General features: G+C 31.3%; 20 protein-coding genes. 12 read left to right on the top strand and 8 right to left on the bottom strand.

What is annotated here, in order from left to right:
• Positions 1-588: 588 nt before the first annotated feature.
• From HMPREF3241_RS01350 to HMPREF3241_RS01335, 4 genes are all read left to right on the top strand, one after another.
• A complete protein-coding gene (locus HMPREF3241_RS01350) occupies positions 589-2,562 on the top strand; it encodes a helix-turn-helix transcriptional regulator (RefSeq protein ID WP_070853391.1) in 1,974 nt (657 codons plus the stop codon).
• A 38-nt stretch (positions 2,563-2,600) separates the two neighbouring features.
• Positions 2,601-3,329, top strand: coding sequence for a transcriptional regulator, SarA/Rot family (locus tag HMPREF3241_RS01345; protein ID WP_002457971.1), 729 nt, complete (start codon positions 2,601-2,603; stop codon positions 3,327-3,329).
• Between the two features lie 35 nt (positions 3,330-3,364).
• The gene (locus tag HMPREF3241_RS01340; RefSeq protein ID WP_002457970.1) at positions 3,365-3,688 is read left to right on the top strand and encodes a PH domain-containing protein; all 324 of its coding nucleotides are present in this window, start codon (positions 3,365-3,367) and stop codon (positions 3,686-3,688) included.
• Positions 3,689-4,092: 404 nt separating this feature from the next.
• Positions 4,093-4,437, top strand: a complete 345-nt coding sequence (locus HMPREF3241_RS01335) for a SarA family transcriptional regulator (RefSeq protein WP_002457969.1) — start codon at positions 4,093-4,095, stop codon at positions 4,435-4,437.
• Between the two features lie 104 nt (positions 4,438-4,541).
• Here the strand turns inward: HMPREF3241_RS01335 and HMPREF3241_RS01330 are convergent, their stop codons facing one another.
• From HMPREF3241_RS01330 to HMPREF3241_RS01300, 7 genes are read right to left on the bottom strand one after another with little or no spacing between them, the layout of a single operon-like run.
• Positions 4,542-5,378 (bottom strand): urease accessory protein UreD, encoded by an 837-nt coding sequence (locus HMPREF3241_RS01330; protein WP_070846097.1) that lies wholly within the window; start codon positions 5,376-5,378, stop codon positions 4,542-4,544.
• A complete protein-coding gene (gene ureG, locus HMPREF3241_RS01325; RefSeq protein ID WP_002447292.1) occupies positions 5,378-5,992 on the bottom strand; it encodes an urease accessory protein UreG in 615 nt (204 codons plus the stop codon). Before ureG ends, HMPREF3241_RS01330 begins: the two co-directional genes overlap by 1 nt.
• A gap of 12 nt (positions 5,993-6,004) precedes the next feature.
• Positions 6,005-6,694 (bottom strand): urease accessory protein UreF, encoded by a 690-nt coding sequence (locus HMPREF3241_RS01320; RefSeq protein WP_002447293.1) that lies wholly within the window; start codon positions 6,692-6,694, stop codon positions 6,005-6,007.
• The gene (gene ureE, locus HMPREF3241_RS01315; RefSeq protein ID WP_002457967.1) at positions 6,687-7,139 is read right to left on the bottom strand and encodes an urease accessory protein UreE; all 453 of its coding nucleotides are present in this window, start codon (positions 7,137-7,139) and stop codon (positions 6,687-6,689) included. Before ureE ends, HMPREF3241_RS01320 begins: the two co-directional genes overlap by 8 nt.
• A 13-nt stretch (positions 7,140-7,152) precedes the next feature.
• Positions 7,153-8,868 carry an urease subunit alpha gene (gene ureC / locus HMPREF3241_RS01310; RefSeq protein ID WP_002476243.1) on the bottom strand — a complete coding sequence of 572 codons (1,716 nt, stop codon included), beginning with the start codon at positions 8,866-8,868 and terminating at the stop codon, positions 7,153-7,155.
• Between the two features lie 2 nt (positions 8,869-8,870).
• The gene (locus tag HMPREF3241_RS01305; protein WP_070592697.1) at positions 8,871-9,272 is read right to left on the bottom strand and encodes an urease subunit beta; all 402 of its coding nucleotides are present in this window, start codon (positions 9,270-9,272) and stop codon (positions 8,871-8,873) included.
• A gap of 13 nt (positions 9,273-9,285) precedes the next feature.
• Complete coding sequence (locus tag HMPREF3241_RS01300; protein ID WP_002476246.1) at positions 9,286-9,588, bottom strand: urease subunit gamma; 303 nt, start codon at positions 9,586-9,588, stop codon at positions 9,286-9,288.
• Positions 9,589-9,855: 267 nt separating this feature from the next.
• Here HMPREF3241_RS01300 and yut point away from each other — a divergent pair, with 267 nt between their 5' ends.
• The 5 genes from yut (at position 9,856) to HMPREF3241_RS01275 (ending at position 15,034) form a co-directional block, all read left to right on the top strand.
• Positions 9,856-10,758, top strand: coding sequence for an urea transporter (gene yut / locus HMPREF3241_RS01295; RefSeq protein WP_002476242.1), 903 nt, complete (start codon positions 9,856-9,858; stop codon positions 10,756-10,758).
• A 433-nt stretch (positions 10,759-11,191) separates the two neighbouring features.
• Positions 11,192-12,334 (top strand): acyl-CoA dehydrogenase family protein, encoded by a 1,143-nt coding sequence (locus HMPREF3241_RS01290; protein WP_002447299.1) that lies wholly within the window; start codon positions 11,192-11,194, stop codon positions 12,332-12,334.
• A 309-nt stretch (positions 12,335-12,643) separates the two neighbouring features.
• Positions 12,644-13,585: a nucleoside hydrolase gene (locus HMPREF3241_RS01285; RefSeq protein WP_002447300.1), complete on the top strand. Its 942-nt coding sequence runs from the start codon at positions 12,644-12,646 to the stop codon at positions 13,583-13,585.
• A gap of 108 nt (positions 13,586-13,693) precedes the next feature.
• The gene (locus HMPREF3241_RS01280; RefSeq protein ID WP_002495925.1) at positions 13,694-14,242 is read left to right on the top strand and encodes a biotin transporter BioY; all 549 of its coding nucleotides are present in this window, start codon (positions 13,694-13,696) and stop codon (positions 14,240-14,242) included.
• Positions 14,243-14,278: 36 nt separating this feature from the next.
• Positions 14,279-15,034, top strand: a complete 756-nt coding sequence (locus tag HMPREF3241_RS01275; RefSeq protein WP_002447302.1) for a GNAT family N-acetyltransferase — start codon at positions 14,279-14,281, stop codon at positions 15,032-15,034.
• Between the two features lie 122 nt (positions 15,035-15,156).
• On the opposite strand, the gene fdhD is transcribed toward HMPREF3241_RS01275, so the two are convergent.
• Complete coding sequence (gene fdhD / locus HMPREF3241_RS01270; protein ID WP_070853390.1) at positions 15,157-15,951, bottom strand: formate dehydrogenase accessory sulfurtransferase FdhD; 795 nt, start codon at positions 15,949-15,951, stop codon at positions 15,157-15,159.
• A gap of 219 nt (positions 15,952-16,170) precedes the next feature.
• Between fdhD and modA the strand changes: the two genes are divergently transcribed.
• The 3 genes from modA to HMPREF3241_RS01255 are packed head-to-tail and all read left to right on the top strand — an operon-like array spanning position 16,171 to position 18,250.
• Positions 16,171-16,956, top strand: a complete 786-nt coding sequence (gene modA / locus HMPREF3241_RS01265; protein ID WP_002447304.1) for a molybdate ABC transporter substrate-binding protein — start codon at positions 16,171-16,173, stop codon at positions 16,954-16,956.
• Between the two features lie 13 nt (positions 16,957-16,969).
• Complete coding sequence (modB, locus tag HMPREF3241_RS01260) at positions 16,970-17,641, top strand: molybdate ABC transporter permease subunit (RefSeq protein ID WP_002447305.1); 672 nt, start codon at positions 16,970-16,972, stop codon at positions 17,639-17,641.
• On the top strand, positions 17,642-18,250 hold the full coding sequence (locus HMPREF3241_RS01255; protein WP_002447306.1) for an ATP-binding cassette domain-containing protein: 609 nt from the start codon (positions 17,642-17,644) through the stop codon (positions 18,248-18,250). It begins immediately after the preceding gene.
• Positions 18,251-18,275: the final 25 nt, after the last annotated feature.

The following is an 18,275-nucleotide window of genomic DNA, read 5'->3' as shown; positions in this document are numbered from 1 at the left end:
TAGCGATTTTTTTCATTGTTAAATATCCTCCTGAAAATTAAACTAGTTTTTTTATAATTAATAATCATGTGATCAATGAGTTACAAAATAATTTTTAGTTCGTTCTTGTTTAACGACAAGCCATACTCTAACAGAAAAATTGATGTTTGTGTGCATTGTTATTGATTTGTAATTTTTTGCTAATATTGTTACACAATCTCATTTAACCCAATTAATTTATGTAATATGAATAGAAATGATACGCTCAGCATTTTTAAAGTATTTGATTTTGAGCAACACAAACATTGTTACATGAATGTAAAATTACTGAAAATTCTTTTTGATAATAATTAACATAGCAATGTGAATAAACAGTATTTGAATTTTTGATATTTTACGTTGATTTGATGATATGATTGAGCAATATTTTGAGAAAGCTATATAAATAGAAAAGAAAATTGATATAATTAAAATCTAATTTGTTACTACTAATTTTTTGAGAGTTGTATAATAGACACTGAAAAATAGATGTTGTCTAGTTAAATTTAGTTTAGCAATCGGGGAGAAGTTTAATTTAAAATACACACTAGGACATCGTGAGGAAGACATATGAGAGAAAATTATTCGATACGTGTTTTTAATAATTTAGCCATTAATACAGAAAAGGCACTGAGTGTAAAGGTATTTTATTGTTTGAAAGGGAAATGTGAAATCACTATCAATGTTCAGAAACATACATTAAAGAAAGATGATATAGCGTTTGTAGTAATGAATGATACGTATTCACTGTTAAGTAATACGGATACCATGTGTTGTATTATCGATATACCAATACATCGATATACTAGTCAGAAGGATACGCAATTTTTAATAAGTGGTACAAAGATTGATGAACGTAGTAGAGATAGAATAAAATACTGGATATTAAAAATATTAGAGTTACATTGTTTATCTTATAATGATGTGTCCGAGATACAAAGATTGATACAATTTTTACTTATTGAATTGAGTTATCTAAAGAAACCAAAACTTGATGTCAATAAAGATTTTTATTTATCTGAAGATATACATCAATATTTAGTGGATCATCATGACAGTAAAATCAACAAACATGAACTAGCTGAAGCTGTTAACCTATCAAATCAAGCACTTACATCTATGTTTAAACAAACGCCATTTCAAACATTTAATCAATATTTAAATCAACTTAGATTAAAATTTTGTCTTATAGATATTTTGACAACCCATAAACCTATCGAAGAAATAGCTATAGATCATGGTTTTCATCATTATTCTCGATTTATACAATTATTCAAAAATACATATGGTTACACACCTAAATTGATTAGAAAAGATTATATAGCGACGTCTATCTTCAAAAATACTGCTGAAGAAATTGATTTAGATAGACATTTTCTTATGAACATTCACGAATTACAAGATTTAGATTCAAAAATAATAAGTAAAAAATATATTGAGATGTCAGATAAAGAGAAAAAATATCGTTCTTATGATATTTATATTGAAGATAACCGAAGTACTATTCTTGATCAGGAGCAGATAATTCATATAAAGCGTAATTTAAGTTTAAGTCAAAAATCAATGCGCTATGTAATAGAGCTTAACTACACTTCTATGATTGAAAACAAAGAGTTATGTCGTTATGAGATGTTGAAAATTTTACGTTTTTGTTCCGGTTTGAATTTAATTCCAACATTTAAAATCATTACCGATCGACATGATACTTTTACATCAAAGGAAAAAATGGCCCTGAAATTAACATTTCAAATGTTATTCATCATGCTAAGGGAATTTAATCAACTTGAGATTGAATTTATTGTAGAGGACATGATGTTAAAACAAGTAGTGCAGTTAAAAAAGATGATTAGTTCTTATTTTGAATATTATAAATTAAATTATCGTATTAAAAATGAGAAAAATGGAAATGTTAATTATCAAAATTTAGAAAAACAAGTGACTCAAATTTTCATTCCTATTAATCAATTACATTTATATATTAAAGAGATATCATTTGAAAAAGTCATTTTGGAAACCAGCTATTTGACTGATTTAAAAAGTGAGATTGTGGAATATCCATGGATTCAACATATTCATACATTAATTAGAATGTGTGGAGAAGTGAGAGGTGTTTTAATACAACCTTCCTCTGATTACGCTACCACAGTAACATATCATTCAAATTTAAAACCGTATCATATCTTGTCATATGTAATAAGAATGTTTAACCAATTAAGGGGGACAATCGTCTATAAAGATGATGCAATCATTATGACTAAATATAAGTATGAATATCAGGCCATTGCTATCTCTTTAAAAAATACGATTAAGGAAAATGCAAACCATCAACAATTAATTTTTTCAGATATTCAATCACTCAACCATGCAGAATATGAATATATAGAAATGATACCACTTTTAATGAATGAGAATGATGAGCTAGATAGTCATGTATCATACCCACATCAATATTGGTTAGCAAAGTTGAAGAGTAAAGAAAGCCAACAAGCAATAGTTGATCTTCCTAAAATGAGTATTGCTCATTTAACATTTCTTTGTTCGTAGTCGTGCAAGGTTGTTGACTAAGAAAGGATTATCATCAAATGCAACAACAGAAGATTAAACGATTCTTAGCCCATTTTGTATTAGATCACGTCACAATAGAATATTTGAAATATGGCTACCAACTGACAATTGAACAGCTTAAATTATTAATATTTATATTACATTTCACTGAAAATCATAAAGAAGAATTAAGTTTAAATATGATCATCTTTTACAAAAATTATCAAAAAAACAAATTGTTAAAAAGTATTACACATCTATATGAATTTAATTGGATTTCAAAAAAACGACATCCATACGACCAACGTAGACTAGTTATTACGTTAACTCAAAATCAATGTAGTAAAATAACTCAATTAATTGAAGAACTAGAACACTTCTTAGAGGTGAAATCTACATTAATAAACGAAATCAATCATTCAACTTTATTATCGTATTATTTAAAATGCCATAGTCAATTTAGAGTGATTGAACAATCTTGTACCCCTCAACATTTAACATTAGAAGAATTATACCTTCTTGGGTTACTTATCATTAGTGATAACAAGACTACATTTAAAAGCATAAAAGTACATTCTTTAAAGGGAATCATTTCATTGGGACCTATTATTAAGACCTTACAGTCAAAAGGTTATCTCATTAAAAGTCGTAGTAGAGATGATGAACGCTATATTGTATTAACACTTAGAAAAGAAAAAATTAATGTGATTCAGTCAGAAATCGAGGAATGTTACAATAAATTAGAACAGGGAATACAGCATGTGTAAAATAAAATTTGTATTAACTAAAAGGAGTTGAAAGAATGATTTTAGACAATGTGAATCCAGATGATTTATTTCCTACAGAGAAAAAAGGACCCTCTGTATTAGGTATAATTGAGTATAACGTACAGGGTCAGACTAAATTTGAAGGTGCCTTCATAGCAACAAATGAGCGGTTAATTATGAATGTTGATATGAATGGACAATTTTATTATCGAAATATACGTTATGATGAAATTAATCAAATTCATTTTGATGGTTCAGATATTATATTTGAGTTCAATATTGGAACAGTTCCAATGCGTGAAATTAAGACTGAAGATGTACAAGCTTTTGTTGATTATATAAAACAACAAATTCAATAAATATACTAGTTTATTATGTGGTATTTACGATGAACTTAAAATTTTGAATTGTAAAAGATTTGATACCTTTAAAATGCCTTATGTAAAAAATTTGACTGCTCTTTTGATGTATACGAATTAATTCCAATTAAACAGATATGTTATATTAAAATTTTAAAAAATACGATGACGTAATTAGTGATATATTATTAGTATTAATATTTTTAATTACATCAATTTCACTATTATAAATGTTTTGGTTAAGAAATAAATGTATAAATGCATTTTGTAGTTATAAAAATATTGAATTCTTATACTTATTTGTTTAAAATGTACCTTGTAACATGGGCGGAGAAATTTTCGGTTAGATAAAATACATGTGAACCTTGCTACAACAAGATGTGCATCAGAGGAGTGGTTTTATAATGGGAAAAATTAAAGACATCAATGATTTGGTTAATGCGACATTTCAAGTTAAAAAATTTTTTAGAGATACTAAAAAGCAATATAATTTAAATTATGAAGAAATTTATATTCTTAATCACATTTTAAAAAGTGAATCTAACGAAATATCTTCAAAAGAAATTGCTACATGTTCAGAGTTTAAACCGTATTATTTAACTAAAGCATTACAAAAATTAAAAGATTTAAATTTATTATCTAAAAAAAGAAGCGTGCATGATGAAAGAACAGTAATTGTATTTGTATCCGATGAACAACGAGAAAAAATAAAAAAATTGATTTTAGAATTAGAAAACTATATCAAATAATACTAAGACACTGGCGTTTCATGTGTGTTTTTAAGATGAAGATTTCTAAAAAAGACTAGGTATCCCACTTTAAAGTGAGTACCTAGTCTTTTTATTTGAAAAAATTAATATTTTCTTAAGGAGTTAATTTGTCGATGATAAATCGTTTGATTGATATATGATTGAACACGAGTCAAAATTTCTTCTATTATTTGAGTTCTTTTAGTCAAAATACGAACAGCCAATCCATGAGTAGGTAATTGTGAGATACCTATTCTACAGTCGTATTGTTTTTGAAAATCAGCAACCGCCACGTAAATATCGTCTATGAGACTTTGATTTACGTCCGGATGGATAAAATAAGCAGAACCTAGATGTGTATAGTTTTCCATATACCCAATACCGTCGAGTTTACTTTTCTCAGGACTTAACATCATATTATCAAAAACAACTAATTGATTTTCAATGTAAATTTCATTAATAAGATGCATATATTTATACGTAAAATCTTGCCCTTTAGATGAATATCCTGGTGTTAATATATCAGTGTAAAACATAGCACTATCTTCTTTAAGATGGAACGTATTATGCTGGTAAAATTTAGCATTTTCGTAGGCAATAATAGGATCTGCCACAAATTCCATATATGACTGATTTGATAAATGAAATGTTTGATACTGTTCTACATGATTATTGGGCGTCTTATATATTTTAGTTGCACCTTGAGAAGTGAGTACTACTTGTGCTTTATCTTCTAAGTTGACGTTGACCCGGTATCTATCTCCATCTAGATAACCTCCACCAACATTCACAATATAGAAAGTTGGTACAGGAGATTGTTCTAAGTATATAGGGCGTAGGACTTTGAGCGCTTTTTCAAAATATATATTTCGTGCTTTTGAGCTTTGGCCATTATTAAAAACTGTTAAATCCAATAGGCCAGTCCAACTCTGATTACCCATTAAGCTAACCCTTTGAGTAAGACGTCTTGCTCAATCCACTCAATAACTTTTTCTAAACCTTCATCAGTTTTTAAATTTGTAAAAGCAAATGGACGATTTCCACGAAATACTTCAGTATCTTTAGCCATTTGATCTAATGAAGCGCCCACATATGGTGCAAGGTCTGTTTTATTAATAATGAAGAAATCAGATTTAATCATACCTTGACCACCTTTACGTGGTATCTTTTCGCCTTGTGCAACATCAATGATATAAATTGAAAAGTCAACAAGTTCTGGACTAAACGTAGCCGCTAAGTTATCGCCACCTGATTCAATAAAAATGAGTTCAATATCATCATTACGTTCTAATAACTCATCTATGGCTGCGAAGTTCATTGAGGCGTCTTCACGAATCGCTGTATGAGGACAACCTCCAGTTTCTACACCAATGATTCTATCTTCTGGTAAAACACCAGTATTAACTAATATTTTTTCATCTTCTTTAGTATAGATATCATTTGTTATAACGCCAATGCTCATTTCTTTAGCAAGACGTTTAACCACTTTTTCTATTAATTGGGTTTTACCTGCACCAACAGGGCCCCCGATACCAATTTTAATTGGATTTGACATCTCATATGCCTCCTATGAAATAAAGATTCTAACATGAACATTTTCATGTTCCATTTGATTAAGTTCTAAGCCAGGAGCAGTCATACCAAAATCACTCTCAGCTAATTCTAGTATGTGATTACGTACCTTCTCGATATGGGATATCATTTCAGTTACGACTTGCTGCCCAGCTGTTTGTCCTAAAGGAATCGCTCTAACTGCATTTTGGGTAAGGCTAGAGATATTTTGATATAAGTAATAATCAATGATGGACTCTACATTGACGCCTAAATCATGTCCTAGCATAGTAAAGCACACAGCTGGATGAAGCTGTATTTTATGACTTTTCATTTGGTCATAGTACCATTGAATCCATTCACTTTCATAAAGATCTAAAGCTAATTTTACCATGCGTGTGCCCATTTGCTTAGCGCCAATACGTGTTTCTTTAGGTAAATTTTGTACGAATAGTTTTTGGTTAATATCTAAAATTTTATCTTTATCATTGCGTATTAATGCGTTGTACACAATTCTCATAGCTAACCCATCTGAATAAGTTAATTGTTCATTTATAAACAATGTTAACCATTCAATAAATGTCTCAGTATCATGAACAGCTTCTCTTTGAATATATGTTTCAAGTCCAAATGAATGACTAAATGCACCAGTTGGAAACTGAGAATCACAGAACTGAAATAGTCTTAAATGTTGATGATCAATCATGCGAATGTCCTATATGTCGAAATGCTTGATTGACCTTTCTGTCTTCATGTGAGTAGGGGATACCCAACTCTTTTAATAAATCTTCAACAAGATAGTCATATTGAATAAGCATTTCAGTTTCTGTAAATTGGGCAGGCAGATGTCGATTACCAAGTTGATGGGCAATATCTCCCATTTCTTTTAAACTTCTAGGCTTAATTACTAGTAAGTCTTCACTATTTACATCGACAATAATCATGTTTGTATCGTCTTGATATAAGATATCACCATACTGTAAATCAATGGGTTGTTTAAGTCGTATTCCTATTTCATTACCGTGATCTGTTTTAACACGTTGTATACGTTTAACCAAATCAGAGTTTTCAAGATAAACTTTTTCAACATGTTTTTGCTTTTCATCTTGTGATAAATTAGCAATATTTCCTTGTATTTCTTCTATAATCATGATTTACGTCCTCCTAGAATAAGAAGTATCTTTGCGTTAAAGGTAATTCTTTTGCTGCTTCACTCGTAATCTTATTACCATCAACAAATACTTCATATGTTTGTGGATCCACATCTATTTTAGGTGTAGCATTATTATTTTTCATATCTGCTTTAGTTAAATTTCTAATATTTTTAACAGGACGTACCATACGTTTTAAATTAAGTTGACGATAAATACCGTTTTCGTATGCAGTATTAGAAACAAAAGTCATAGCAGTATGTGTAATGTTACCGCCAAATTGACCATACATTTTGCGATATTTCAAAGGCTCTGAAGTTGGTATGGAGCCATTAGCATCACCATTTACTGCTGAGTTAATCATGCCACCTTTAACAACAAGATCGGGTTTGGCACCGAAGAACTCAGGTTCCCACATTACTAAATCGGCAAGTTTACCCGCTTCTACAGATCCAACATAGTCAGAAATACCATGTGTAATGGCAGGATTGATTGTATATTTTGCAATGTAACGTTTAATACGATTATTATCGTGATATTCAAAGTCACCATCTAATGGTCCGCGTTGTTCTTTCATACGGTGTGCAACTTGCCAAGTACGTGTTACAACTTCACCGACACGTCCCATTGCTTGTGAATCTGAACTTACCATACTAAATACGCCCATATCTTGTAATACGTCTTCTGCTGCTATAGTTTCCTTACGTATACGAGAATCTGCAAATGCAATGTCTTCTGGTATTGAAGCATTAAGATGGTGTGTGATCATAACCATGTCTAAATGTTCATCTACAGTGTTATGAGTGTAAGGTAATGTTGGGTTTGTTGAAGAAGGTAAGATGTTTGAATATGCAGCTGATTTGATTAAGTCAGGTGCATGACCACCACCAGCTCCTTCAGTATGATACATATGCAATACACGATCTTTAACAGCAGCCATAGTATCTTCCATAAATCCAGCTTCATTTAATGTATCTGCATGTAAAGCGACTTGAACATCAAACTCATCTGCAACGTCTAATGCATGACTTAATGCTGAAGGTGTAGCTCCCCAATCTTCATGTACTTTAAGACCTATAGCGCCTGCATGAATTTGTTCAATAAGTGCAGTATGATTGACAGCTTGACCTTTACCAGTAAATCCTACATTAATAGGCATCTCTTCTGCTGCTTCTAACATACGATGAATATGCCAAGGTCCTGGTGTTACAGTAGTCGCTTTAGCCCCTTCAGAAGCACCAGTTCCTCCACCGATATGCGTTGTAATACCACTCTCAAGTGCAACTTCAGCTTGTTCAGGATTGATGAAGTGCACGTGTGTATCGATACCGCCGGCAGTAACAATTTTACCTTCAGCAGCAATAATATCAGTTGTTGCACCAATGATGATGTCAACGTTATCCATTATATCTGGGTTTCCAGCTTTACCGATCTTAAAAATATAACCATTTTTAATTCCGATATCTGCTTTAACAATTTTGTCATAATCAATAATTAATGCGTTAGTTAAAACTAAATCAGCTACATTTTTATCATCTCTTGTCACATTAGGATTTTGAGCCATACCATCACGAATTGATTTACCGCCACCGAAAGTAGCTTCATCGCCATAATTTGCATAGTCTTTCTCAACTTGTGCAAATAAGTTCGTATCTCCTAATCTCACAGAGTCTCCTACAGTTGGTCCATAAAGACTAGTGTATTGAGATTGTGTCATTTTAAAACTCATGCTTATTTACCACCTTTTTTATTCGCATTGTCTTCGCCTGCATCGTTTTTAACAGCGGCGTTTTGATTTGAATCATTTGGACGAAATACGCGTTCTTCATCAATATCGCCATCGACTAAACCACGGAATCCATAAATTTTACGTCGTCCAGAATATTCGACAAGTTGTACTTTTTTTTCATCACCAGGTTCAAATCTCACAGCTGCGCCTGCAGGAATATCCAAATGTTTACCATATGCTTTCTCACGATCAAATTCTAATGACTTATTTGCTTCGAAAAAGTGGAAATGTGAACCTACTTGTATAGGTCTATCGCCTGTATTTTTTACTTCGATCACCGTTTCGGGGTGATGCTTATTGATTTCTATTTCAGTGTTTTTAACAATAATTTCACCAGGAATCATTGATATAGCCTCCTTAAACGATTGGGTGATGGACTGTTATTAACTTAGTACCATCTGGAAAAGTTGCTTCAATTTCAAGTTCTGTAATCATGTTAGCTACGCCTTCCATGACATCGTCCTCGTTTAAAATTGTTTTTCCATAACTCATGAGTTCAGCCACCGTTTTACCATCACGCGCGCCTTCTAATAATTCATCACTGATTAAAGCGAGTGCTTCAGGATGATTAAGTTTAAGTCCTCTTGCTTTTCTACGACGTGCAACTTCAGCAGCTACAACTATCATTAATTTGTCTTGTTCACGTTGTGTAAAGTGCAAAACTATCCCTTCTTTCAAATTAATTTGTCTTGCGAATTTTATATTAAAACCATTTAATGAATTATACAAGTATAATACTTTGATAATTTTATCGAATTAACAATGTTTTTTAAAATTAAGTGTATAAAGTTGAATGAATATGAAAAATATCCAGCGTACATAAACATTATTTTAGTAAAATGTAATTGATATGATGAATATTTAGTGGTAATTTGAAAATTGTCTTTATTAAATAATTAATGTTGTGAATAAAAGGAGGCTATAAAATTGAAATTGATAAAAGTAATTTTAAGTAGTATCTCTCAAGTGGTTTTAATTAATAATCTATATACTGGATTGTTCATTTTAATAGGATTGTTTGCAGTGAATTGGAAAGTAGCAATCAGTGCTATAATTGCAAGTGTAATGACTTGGATATTGGCACCACATATGAATTACACAAAAGATGAAATCGAAAGTGGATTAGCCGGGTTTAACCCTGTATTAACAGCAATTGCACTTACTTTATTTTTGGATAGCAATTGGAGCGGTATATTAATCACTTTCGTAGCCACTATATTAACGTTACCGATTGGAGCAGCGTTAAGAGAAGTATTGAAACCACATAAAATAGCATTTTTAACTAGCCCGTTTGTTATTATGACGTGGATTACTTTGTTAATACCTAATCAACTTAAAACGTTACATACTCAGATTGATATTATTCCGGAGCATATAGAAAAGGTATCTTTAAATAATGACCACATCCGTGTTCATTTTTTTCAATCAGTTTTAGATGGATTTGGACAAATATTTTTAATGCCCAGCATAATAGGTGGTTTATTAATTCTAATAGGGATTTTTATAGGTTCTAAAAAAGCTGGAATTGTTTCTATAATTGCAAACATCATTGGGTTCCTAATAATTATATTATTGGGTGGAGACTATAGTAGTATAAATGACGGCATTTTTGGCTATAATGTAGTTTTATCTGCGATTGCGCTAGGTGTCACTTTTGAGACAGCAATCCATAGTTATCTCGCAATGATTTTAGGAATAGTGCTCACTGCATTCATACATTTAGGTTTGAGTACATTGCTCGCACCTCTAGGTTTACCACCTTTAACATGGCCATTTATTTTTGCTACATGGATTATGTTGTTTGCAGGAATTAAAAATCAATCTGTATAAATAATGCATAATTAAAGTGAAAATATTAAAATTTGCAAATTGAGTTAACCTTAATTGATACACTATGATTATTTTTAAATTTATAATCACAACTGTTTTAGAACAGATATTTAATTCACTACGTTTTATGTCCGAAATTTTAGCATTACTTTATAAAAGTTAAATGTATTTGAAAATCAAAATTATATTAAAAAGCATCTGTCTACATTATGAATGTGGCGATGCTTTTTATATTGAAAATTTATAAAAGAAATAAAATTGACTAATTAGATATATTCATAGTTAAGTTATGTATATATTTATTGGTAACTTTTCAATATCAGAGAAAAATGCGTATGAAGATCCATTCGTAAATTTTGAAAAAATAAAGTCGAGTGTTAAACTATGAATAATTAATTTTAAAATAAAATGAGTCATAGGGGGCGTAAATGTGATGGAGTCTTTTTTAATTCACACTGACATTCAAAAGAAGTGGATTCGTAAATTTAAAAAGATTGAAAGTGAATTCAAAGCACGTGCAGCTGAAAATGATATTCAATCTAGATTCCCATATGAAAATATTGAATGGCTGATAAAGGAAGGATATACTAAACTAACTTTGCCTGTAGAGTATGGAGGTGAAGGTGCTACTATTGAAGATATGGTGATTTTACAAAGTTATTTGGGTGCTATTGATGGAGCGACTGCTTTATCTATAGGGTGGCATTTGAGTGTAATTGGTCAATTGTACGAGCAACATATGTGGACACCATCAATGTTAGATTCCTTTGCTAAAGAAGTTGTTCACGGTGCACTGATCAATAGAGCAGTCAGTGAAGCGGAAACTGGTAGTCCTACTAGAGGTGGTCGCCCATCTACACATGCTGTTAAAGTTGAAAATGGTTATGTTATAAACGGTGTTAAAACCTTTACATCTATGAGTAAAGCATTGACACATTATATTGTTGGCGCCTATGTTGAAGAAACTAAATCGATGGGATTCTTTTTAATTCCTCGGTCAACTAAAGGAGTAAGTATTGCTGACAATTGGGATATGGTTGGTATGAGAGCGACTGAGAGCCATGATTTAATTCTTGATAATGTTCATGTTCCTAATGAAAATTTTGTAGAATCAAAACGTGAATCAAGACCTAATGGTTGGTTTCTTCATATACCGAGCTGTTATCTAGGTATTGCACAAGCAGCTCGTGACTATGCAGTAGATTTTGCAAAAAATTATCGTCCTAACAGTATTACAGGTACGATTGATAGTTTACCTACAGTGCAACAAAATTTAGGGAAAATGGAAAGTTTATTACTTTCTGCAAGACATTTTCTATGGAGTACAGCTAGAGGATATCAATCATATACAGAGGATGCACAAATATGGAATGAAACCTCAGCAAGTAAAGTGGTGGTAATGAACCAAGGTATAGAAATCGTTGATTTAGCTATGAGAATAGTTGGAGCTAAGAGCCTAGAAATGAACAGACCTCTTCAGCGGTACTATAGAGATATACGTGCTGGATTACATAATCCACCAATGGAAGATATGGCTTACACTAATATTGCTAAAAGTATTACAAACAAACTCTAATGTTATATTGATATTCTTTAAAGGAATGAGATGGAATTTAATGTTCTTCATTGCAACGCATATAAATTTTAAAAAAAGCGCGATGTACATTAATAATTTAATTTAGTCATTGATAGACTTCAAGTTAAGCAAGCCTGTGACAATCTTTTTGTCACAGGCTTTTCTAATGCAATCATAATGAAATGGCTATGTAACTGCTAATTATTTATAGATTGGCATGTATTCAATGATCAACTGGAAATTATTTGGTGTCATAAAAGATTTCAAATATAATTAAGTTATTCATTAAAAACGTTAGGAGTATCAACTATGACCAAAGTATATTTTAATCATGATGGTGGCGTTGATGATTTAGTGTCACTATTTTTATTATTACAAATGGAAAATATAGAACTTGTTGGTGTAAGTACGATTGGTGCAGACTGCTATTTAGAGCCTTCATTAAGTGCTTCATTAAAGATTATAAATCGTTTTTCAGACGTTGAAATTAATGTAGCACCATCATATGAAAGAGGGAAAAATCCTTTTCCAAAAGAATGGAGAATGCATGCTTTCTTTATGGATGCCCTACCAGTGCTAAATGAGTCTTGTATACCCAAAAGATGTAAGGCTAGTGAGGACGAGGCGTATATAGATATTATTCGTAAGGTGAAGCGTTGTGATGAGAAAGTTACATTGTTATTTACTGGACCGCTTACAGATTTAGCTAAAGCTATAAACTATGACAACTCAATTTTAAAAAATATAGAGAAATTAGTTTGGATGGGTGGAACGTTTTTAGACAAAGGAAATGTTGAAGAACCAGAACATGATGGTACAGCTGAATGGAATGCATTTTGGGATCCCGAGGCTGTAAAAGTTGTATTAGATAGTGATATGATTGTCGATATTGTTGCTTTAGAAAGTACAAATCAAGTCCCTCTAACAATGGAAGTTCGTCAAATGTGGGCAGATAAAAGACAATATTTAGGCGTTGATTTTCTGGGCACAAGTTATGCAGCAGTACCACCACTCACACATTTTGTGACCAATTCAACATACTTTTTATGGGATGTATTAACTACTGCTTATGTGGGTTCTCCAAATTTAGTTGAATCAACGAAATTGAAAATTGATGTAGTCAGTCAAGGACCTAGTCAAGGGAGAACATTCCAATCTGAAAATGGACGTGAAGTTCAAGTCATTACGGATGTAAATAAACAAGCATTTTTTAAATACATAACGGATTTAGCAAAGAAAATTGAGTCTTAAGTTTTATTAGTTAATAAAAAGATTATCTACTTCAACTTATTGTAAACTTTCCGTTCATAAAAGTTTACAAGGGTGCTATAATAAAATCTATGTAAGGAGGTTGAACAAGTGACTACAAAACATTTAGTATATACAGCTTTAATGACTGCTATCATTTGTATTTTAGGTTTAGTACCAAGTGTACCTCTGCCATTTATGCCAGTACCTATTGTATTACAGAATATAGGAATCTTTTTGGCAGGAATTATTTTAGGGCGAAAACTTGGTACTACAAGTGTTATTGTCTTTTTATTATTAGTAGCTACAGGTTTACCAGTGCTTTCTGGAGGCCGTGGGGGAATTGGCGTATTTGCAGGACCTTCGACAGGATTCTTATTCTTATATCCTGTTGTAGCTTACTTTATAGGTATTATTCGTGATGCATATTTGCATAAAATTAATTTCTTAGTGATTTTTATAGCTACACTAGTTATCGGTGTATTAGGATTAGATATATTAGGTACAATCATTATGGGCTTCATTATACATATACCTATCTCTAAGGCATTTATATTATCATTTACATTTATGCCAGGTGATATTATTAAGGCTATTATTGCAAGTTTAATAGGTGCAGCAATTTTAAATCATTCACGTTTCAAGACTCTTATTCGGTAACTAAAAAATAATAATAAAGTTGATGAGGCGATATTTATGTCGAAAATAACTTTTAAAGATATTTATATTGATGGAAATAAAATAACTGAAGATTCTAGAAAGGTGATTTATATCTTACCTTCTCAACCTTTAAAATATGCAAGTAACACGTGGATTTATAAAACGATGCCAACAATGAATCAATGGCTTAAAGACATTGAGGTTCAAAAGAAAACGCATCTAAATCAATCATCCTATCATCTTTCATTTTCATTTCCAGCTAATGAAAATATAGATGAAGTATTGTTGGAAAAAATACGTGACCTAGGTTTTCAGATAGGAGTACTTGAGCTTTATGTCATTGAAGCTAAAGCGTTAAAGGAACTTTCACGCAAAAGAGACGTAGATATTCAACTTGTAACAAGTAGTAATATCAATGATTACCTTCATGTCTATGATGCGTTTGCACGGCCTTTTGGTGATAACTATACCAACATGGTTAAACAACATATTTATAGCTCACACAACTTGGATGACATTGAACGTTTAGTTGCATATGTTAACCAGCAACCAGTTGGAATAGTTGATATTATAATGACGGATAAAACAATAGAAATAGATGGTTTTGGGGTTTTAAAAGAATTCCAACATCAAGGTATTGGTTCTGAAATACAAGCTTACGTTGGACGTATGGCTAACGAGCGACCTGTTATTCTTGTTGCAGATGGAGAAGATACTGCTAAAGATATGTATCTAAGACAAGGATATATATACCAAGGTTTTAAGTATCATATTTTAAAAGAAAATATTTAAGTTAATCGAAATTTTACATCGAAGTGATAACCTAAGATGGATTATTAAATCTATCTTAGGTTATTTTTTATATGTTCAAAGGTGATCGGACATGTAGTGTTAACCTTAAAATTCATTTAAGTTTAAAATTCATTTATGATTCTTTCTGGATGACTATAGATATTAAAATGATTTTCTCGAATAAACCCAATTGTGGTAATGTTTAAATCTCTTGCAAGTTGTATTGCAAGTGAAGTAGGAGCAGATTTAGATAATATAATTCCTACACCGATTTTAGCTGCTTTGATTAAAATTTCTGATGAAATACGGCCACTAAAAATCAAAATCTTATCTCTCACAGATATATGTCGTTGAATGCAGTAACCGTATAATTTATCAAGAGCGTTATGACGTCCGATATCGTGGCGATGTTCAAAAAAGTCTTTTCCATCACTGATGGCAGCATTATGAAGACCACCCGTTTGTTTGAAAATAATACTTGCATCCTGTAATTGCGTCATCAAATTAATAACTTGTTTGGGTTGAAGTTGAATGTTTGTCATTGATGTTTTGGCAATAGCAGCATCATTTTGAAAATAAAATGCTCTGCTTTTACCACAACAGGAAGCCAGCACACGTTTTGTAGGATGTTCGAATTGTTGACCTACTGATTGAGTTAGTTTTACATGAGCGAATCCTTTACTTTCGTCAATATGAATGGATTGTAAGTCATTCCTCTTTAAGAATATACCTTCAGATGCAAGAAAACCTAAAGTCAATTCTTCTAAATGGTTTGGACTACAAATAATAGTTGCAAACTCAATATCGTTAACTTTAATTGTTAATGGCATCTCTGTTACACATGAATCCGATGCTGTGTATAAGTGTCCATTCTCAAATTTGATTATAGTTTGTTTTTGCGTCACATCTTTTTTCATTTTTTTACCCCTTTAATCATGACTACTTATTATCTTAAATGTAACTCACTTCTCACTCTTTTGTATATCCTATTATTAGGAAAGGACTTTTAAGAAGATTTTATAAAGTCAATTCGAGTACATTTAGTTGTATAAATAATGACATAATTTATCACATTTTATTTCTTTTTCAAATATTATTTAAAGCGTATAATAAAGGTTAAATGGAGGTAGGCTATCATGAAAATAAAACATATTTTTATTACTATTTTAACATTAAGTATAGTATTAGCAGGTTGTACTAATGAGAGAGGTCTGAATAAAGAACAGAATGAAAAACAATCGCCAAAAGGTGATAAACAAGAACTTCAAGTTTCTGCTGCAGCAAGTTTGACTGAAGTCAGTAAATCATTAGGAAATGAATTTAAAAAGGACCATCCAAATGTAGAGATTAAATTTAACTATGGCGGATCAGGTGCGTTAAGACAGCAAATAGAAGCGGGTGCTCCGGCAGATGTCATGATGTCAGCTAACACTAAAGATATAGATCTGTTGAAGAAAAAAAACAAAGCACATGATACTTATAATTATGCAAAGAATCAGCTTGTATTAATTGGTGATAAAAATAAAAGTTATACCTCTGTAAAAGATTTAAATCAAAACGACAAACTCGCACTAGGACAAATAAAAACAGTGCCTGCAGGTAAATATGCAAAACAATATTTAGATGATCAACATTTATATGGTGATGTTAAAGATAAAATTATTTTTGCTAAAGACGTAAAACAAGTATTAAATTATGTGGAAAAAGGAAACGCACAGGAAGGATTCGTTTATAAAACAGACTTATATCAACAAAAGAAAAAAGTAAATAAAGTTAAAGTCATCGAAGAAATTAAATTAAGCAAGCCAATTACTTATAAAGCAGGTGCAACTTCAGATAAAAAAATAGCTAAAGAATGGATTAACTTCTTAAAATCCAATAAAGCTAAACAAATTCTTAAAGAATATCAATTTTCTGTATAAGGGGTTCTGAGCTATGCCTGATTTAACGTCCTTTTGGATTTCTTTTCGTGTTGCTTTAATTAGTACAATAATAGTTACTATTTTTGGCATATTGATTTCTAAATGGCTTTACAATAAAAATAGATATTGGGTAAAACTATTAGAAAGTTTTATCATTTTACCAATTGTGTTACCACCTACTGTTCTTGGTTTTATATTATTAATTATATTTTCAACAAGAAGTCCTGTAGGAGAATTCTTTACTAATATCTTACACTTACCAGTAGTATTTACTTTGACAGGTGCAGTGATTGCATCTGTCATTGTTAGTTTTCCCCTTATGTATCAACATACAGTGAATGGGTTTCGAAGTATAGATTCAAAGATGTTAAATACTGCAAGAACCATGGGAGCAAGTGAAACAAAAATATTTTTTAAATTGGTGTTACCATTATCTAAACGTTCTATTCTTGCAGGTATTATGATGAGCTTTGCAAGAGCAATAGGTGAATTTGGTGCTACTTTGATGGTTGCTGGCTATATTCCGGACAAAACAAACACATTGCCTTTAGAAATTTATTTCTTAGTGGAGCAAGGGAAAGAAAATGAAGCTTGGTTATGGGTGCTTGTATTAGTTGCGTTTGCGGTAACTGTCATAGCGACCATTAATCTAGTTAATCGTGATACGTTTAGGGAGGTTGATTAAATGCTCACAATTAAATTGAATGGTGTGCTTAATCAGACGGAAATTAATATCAACATAGATGATCAACTCCCCAAGATATATGCGATACAGGGACCATCTGGAATTGGAAAGACAACAATTTTAAATATAATTGCCGGTTTGAAAGCTATAAATTATTCATATATAAAGGTTGGTAAACGTGTATTAACTGATTCACGACATCATTTGAATGTTAAGGTTCAACAACGTCGTATAGGATATTTATTTCAAGATTATCAACTTTTCCCTAATATGAATGTTTATAACAATATAACGTTTATGACTAAGCCTTCTGAACATATCAATAAACTTATTCATACTCTAAAAATAGAGCATTTACTTGAAAAGTATCCTGTGACCTTATCAGGAGGTGAAGCTCAACGCGTCGCTTTAGCTAGGGCGCTAAGTACGAAACCCGATTTAATTTTGCTTGATGAGCCTTTTTCAAGTTTAGATGATAAGACAAAAAAAGAAGGTATCAAATTAATTTTAAAAATATTCGAAGCATGGAAAATTCCCATTATATTTGTAACGCATTCAAATTATGAAGCGCAACAAATGGCACATAAGATTATAACAATTGAAGATTGAATAAAAATATAGCAAGAAGTGCTAT

Origin of the sequence: Staphylococcus sp. HMSC34G04 (assembly GCF_001838765.1) — a bacterium.
Taxonomy (GTDB): Bacteria; Bacillota; Bacilli; order Staphylococcales; family Staphylococcaceae; genus Staphylococcus; species Staphylococcus epidermidis.
Note: the sequence above shows the minus strand (reverse complement) of the source record. Positions and strands in the feature narration are given on the sequence as shown.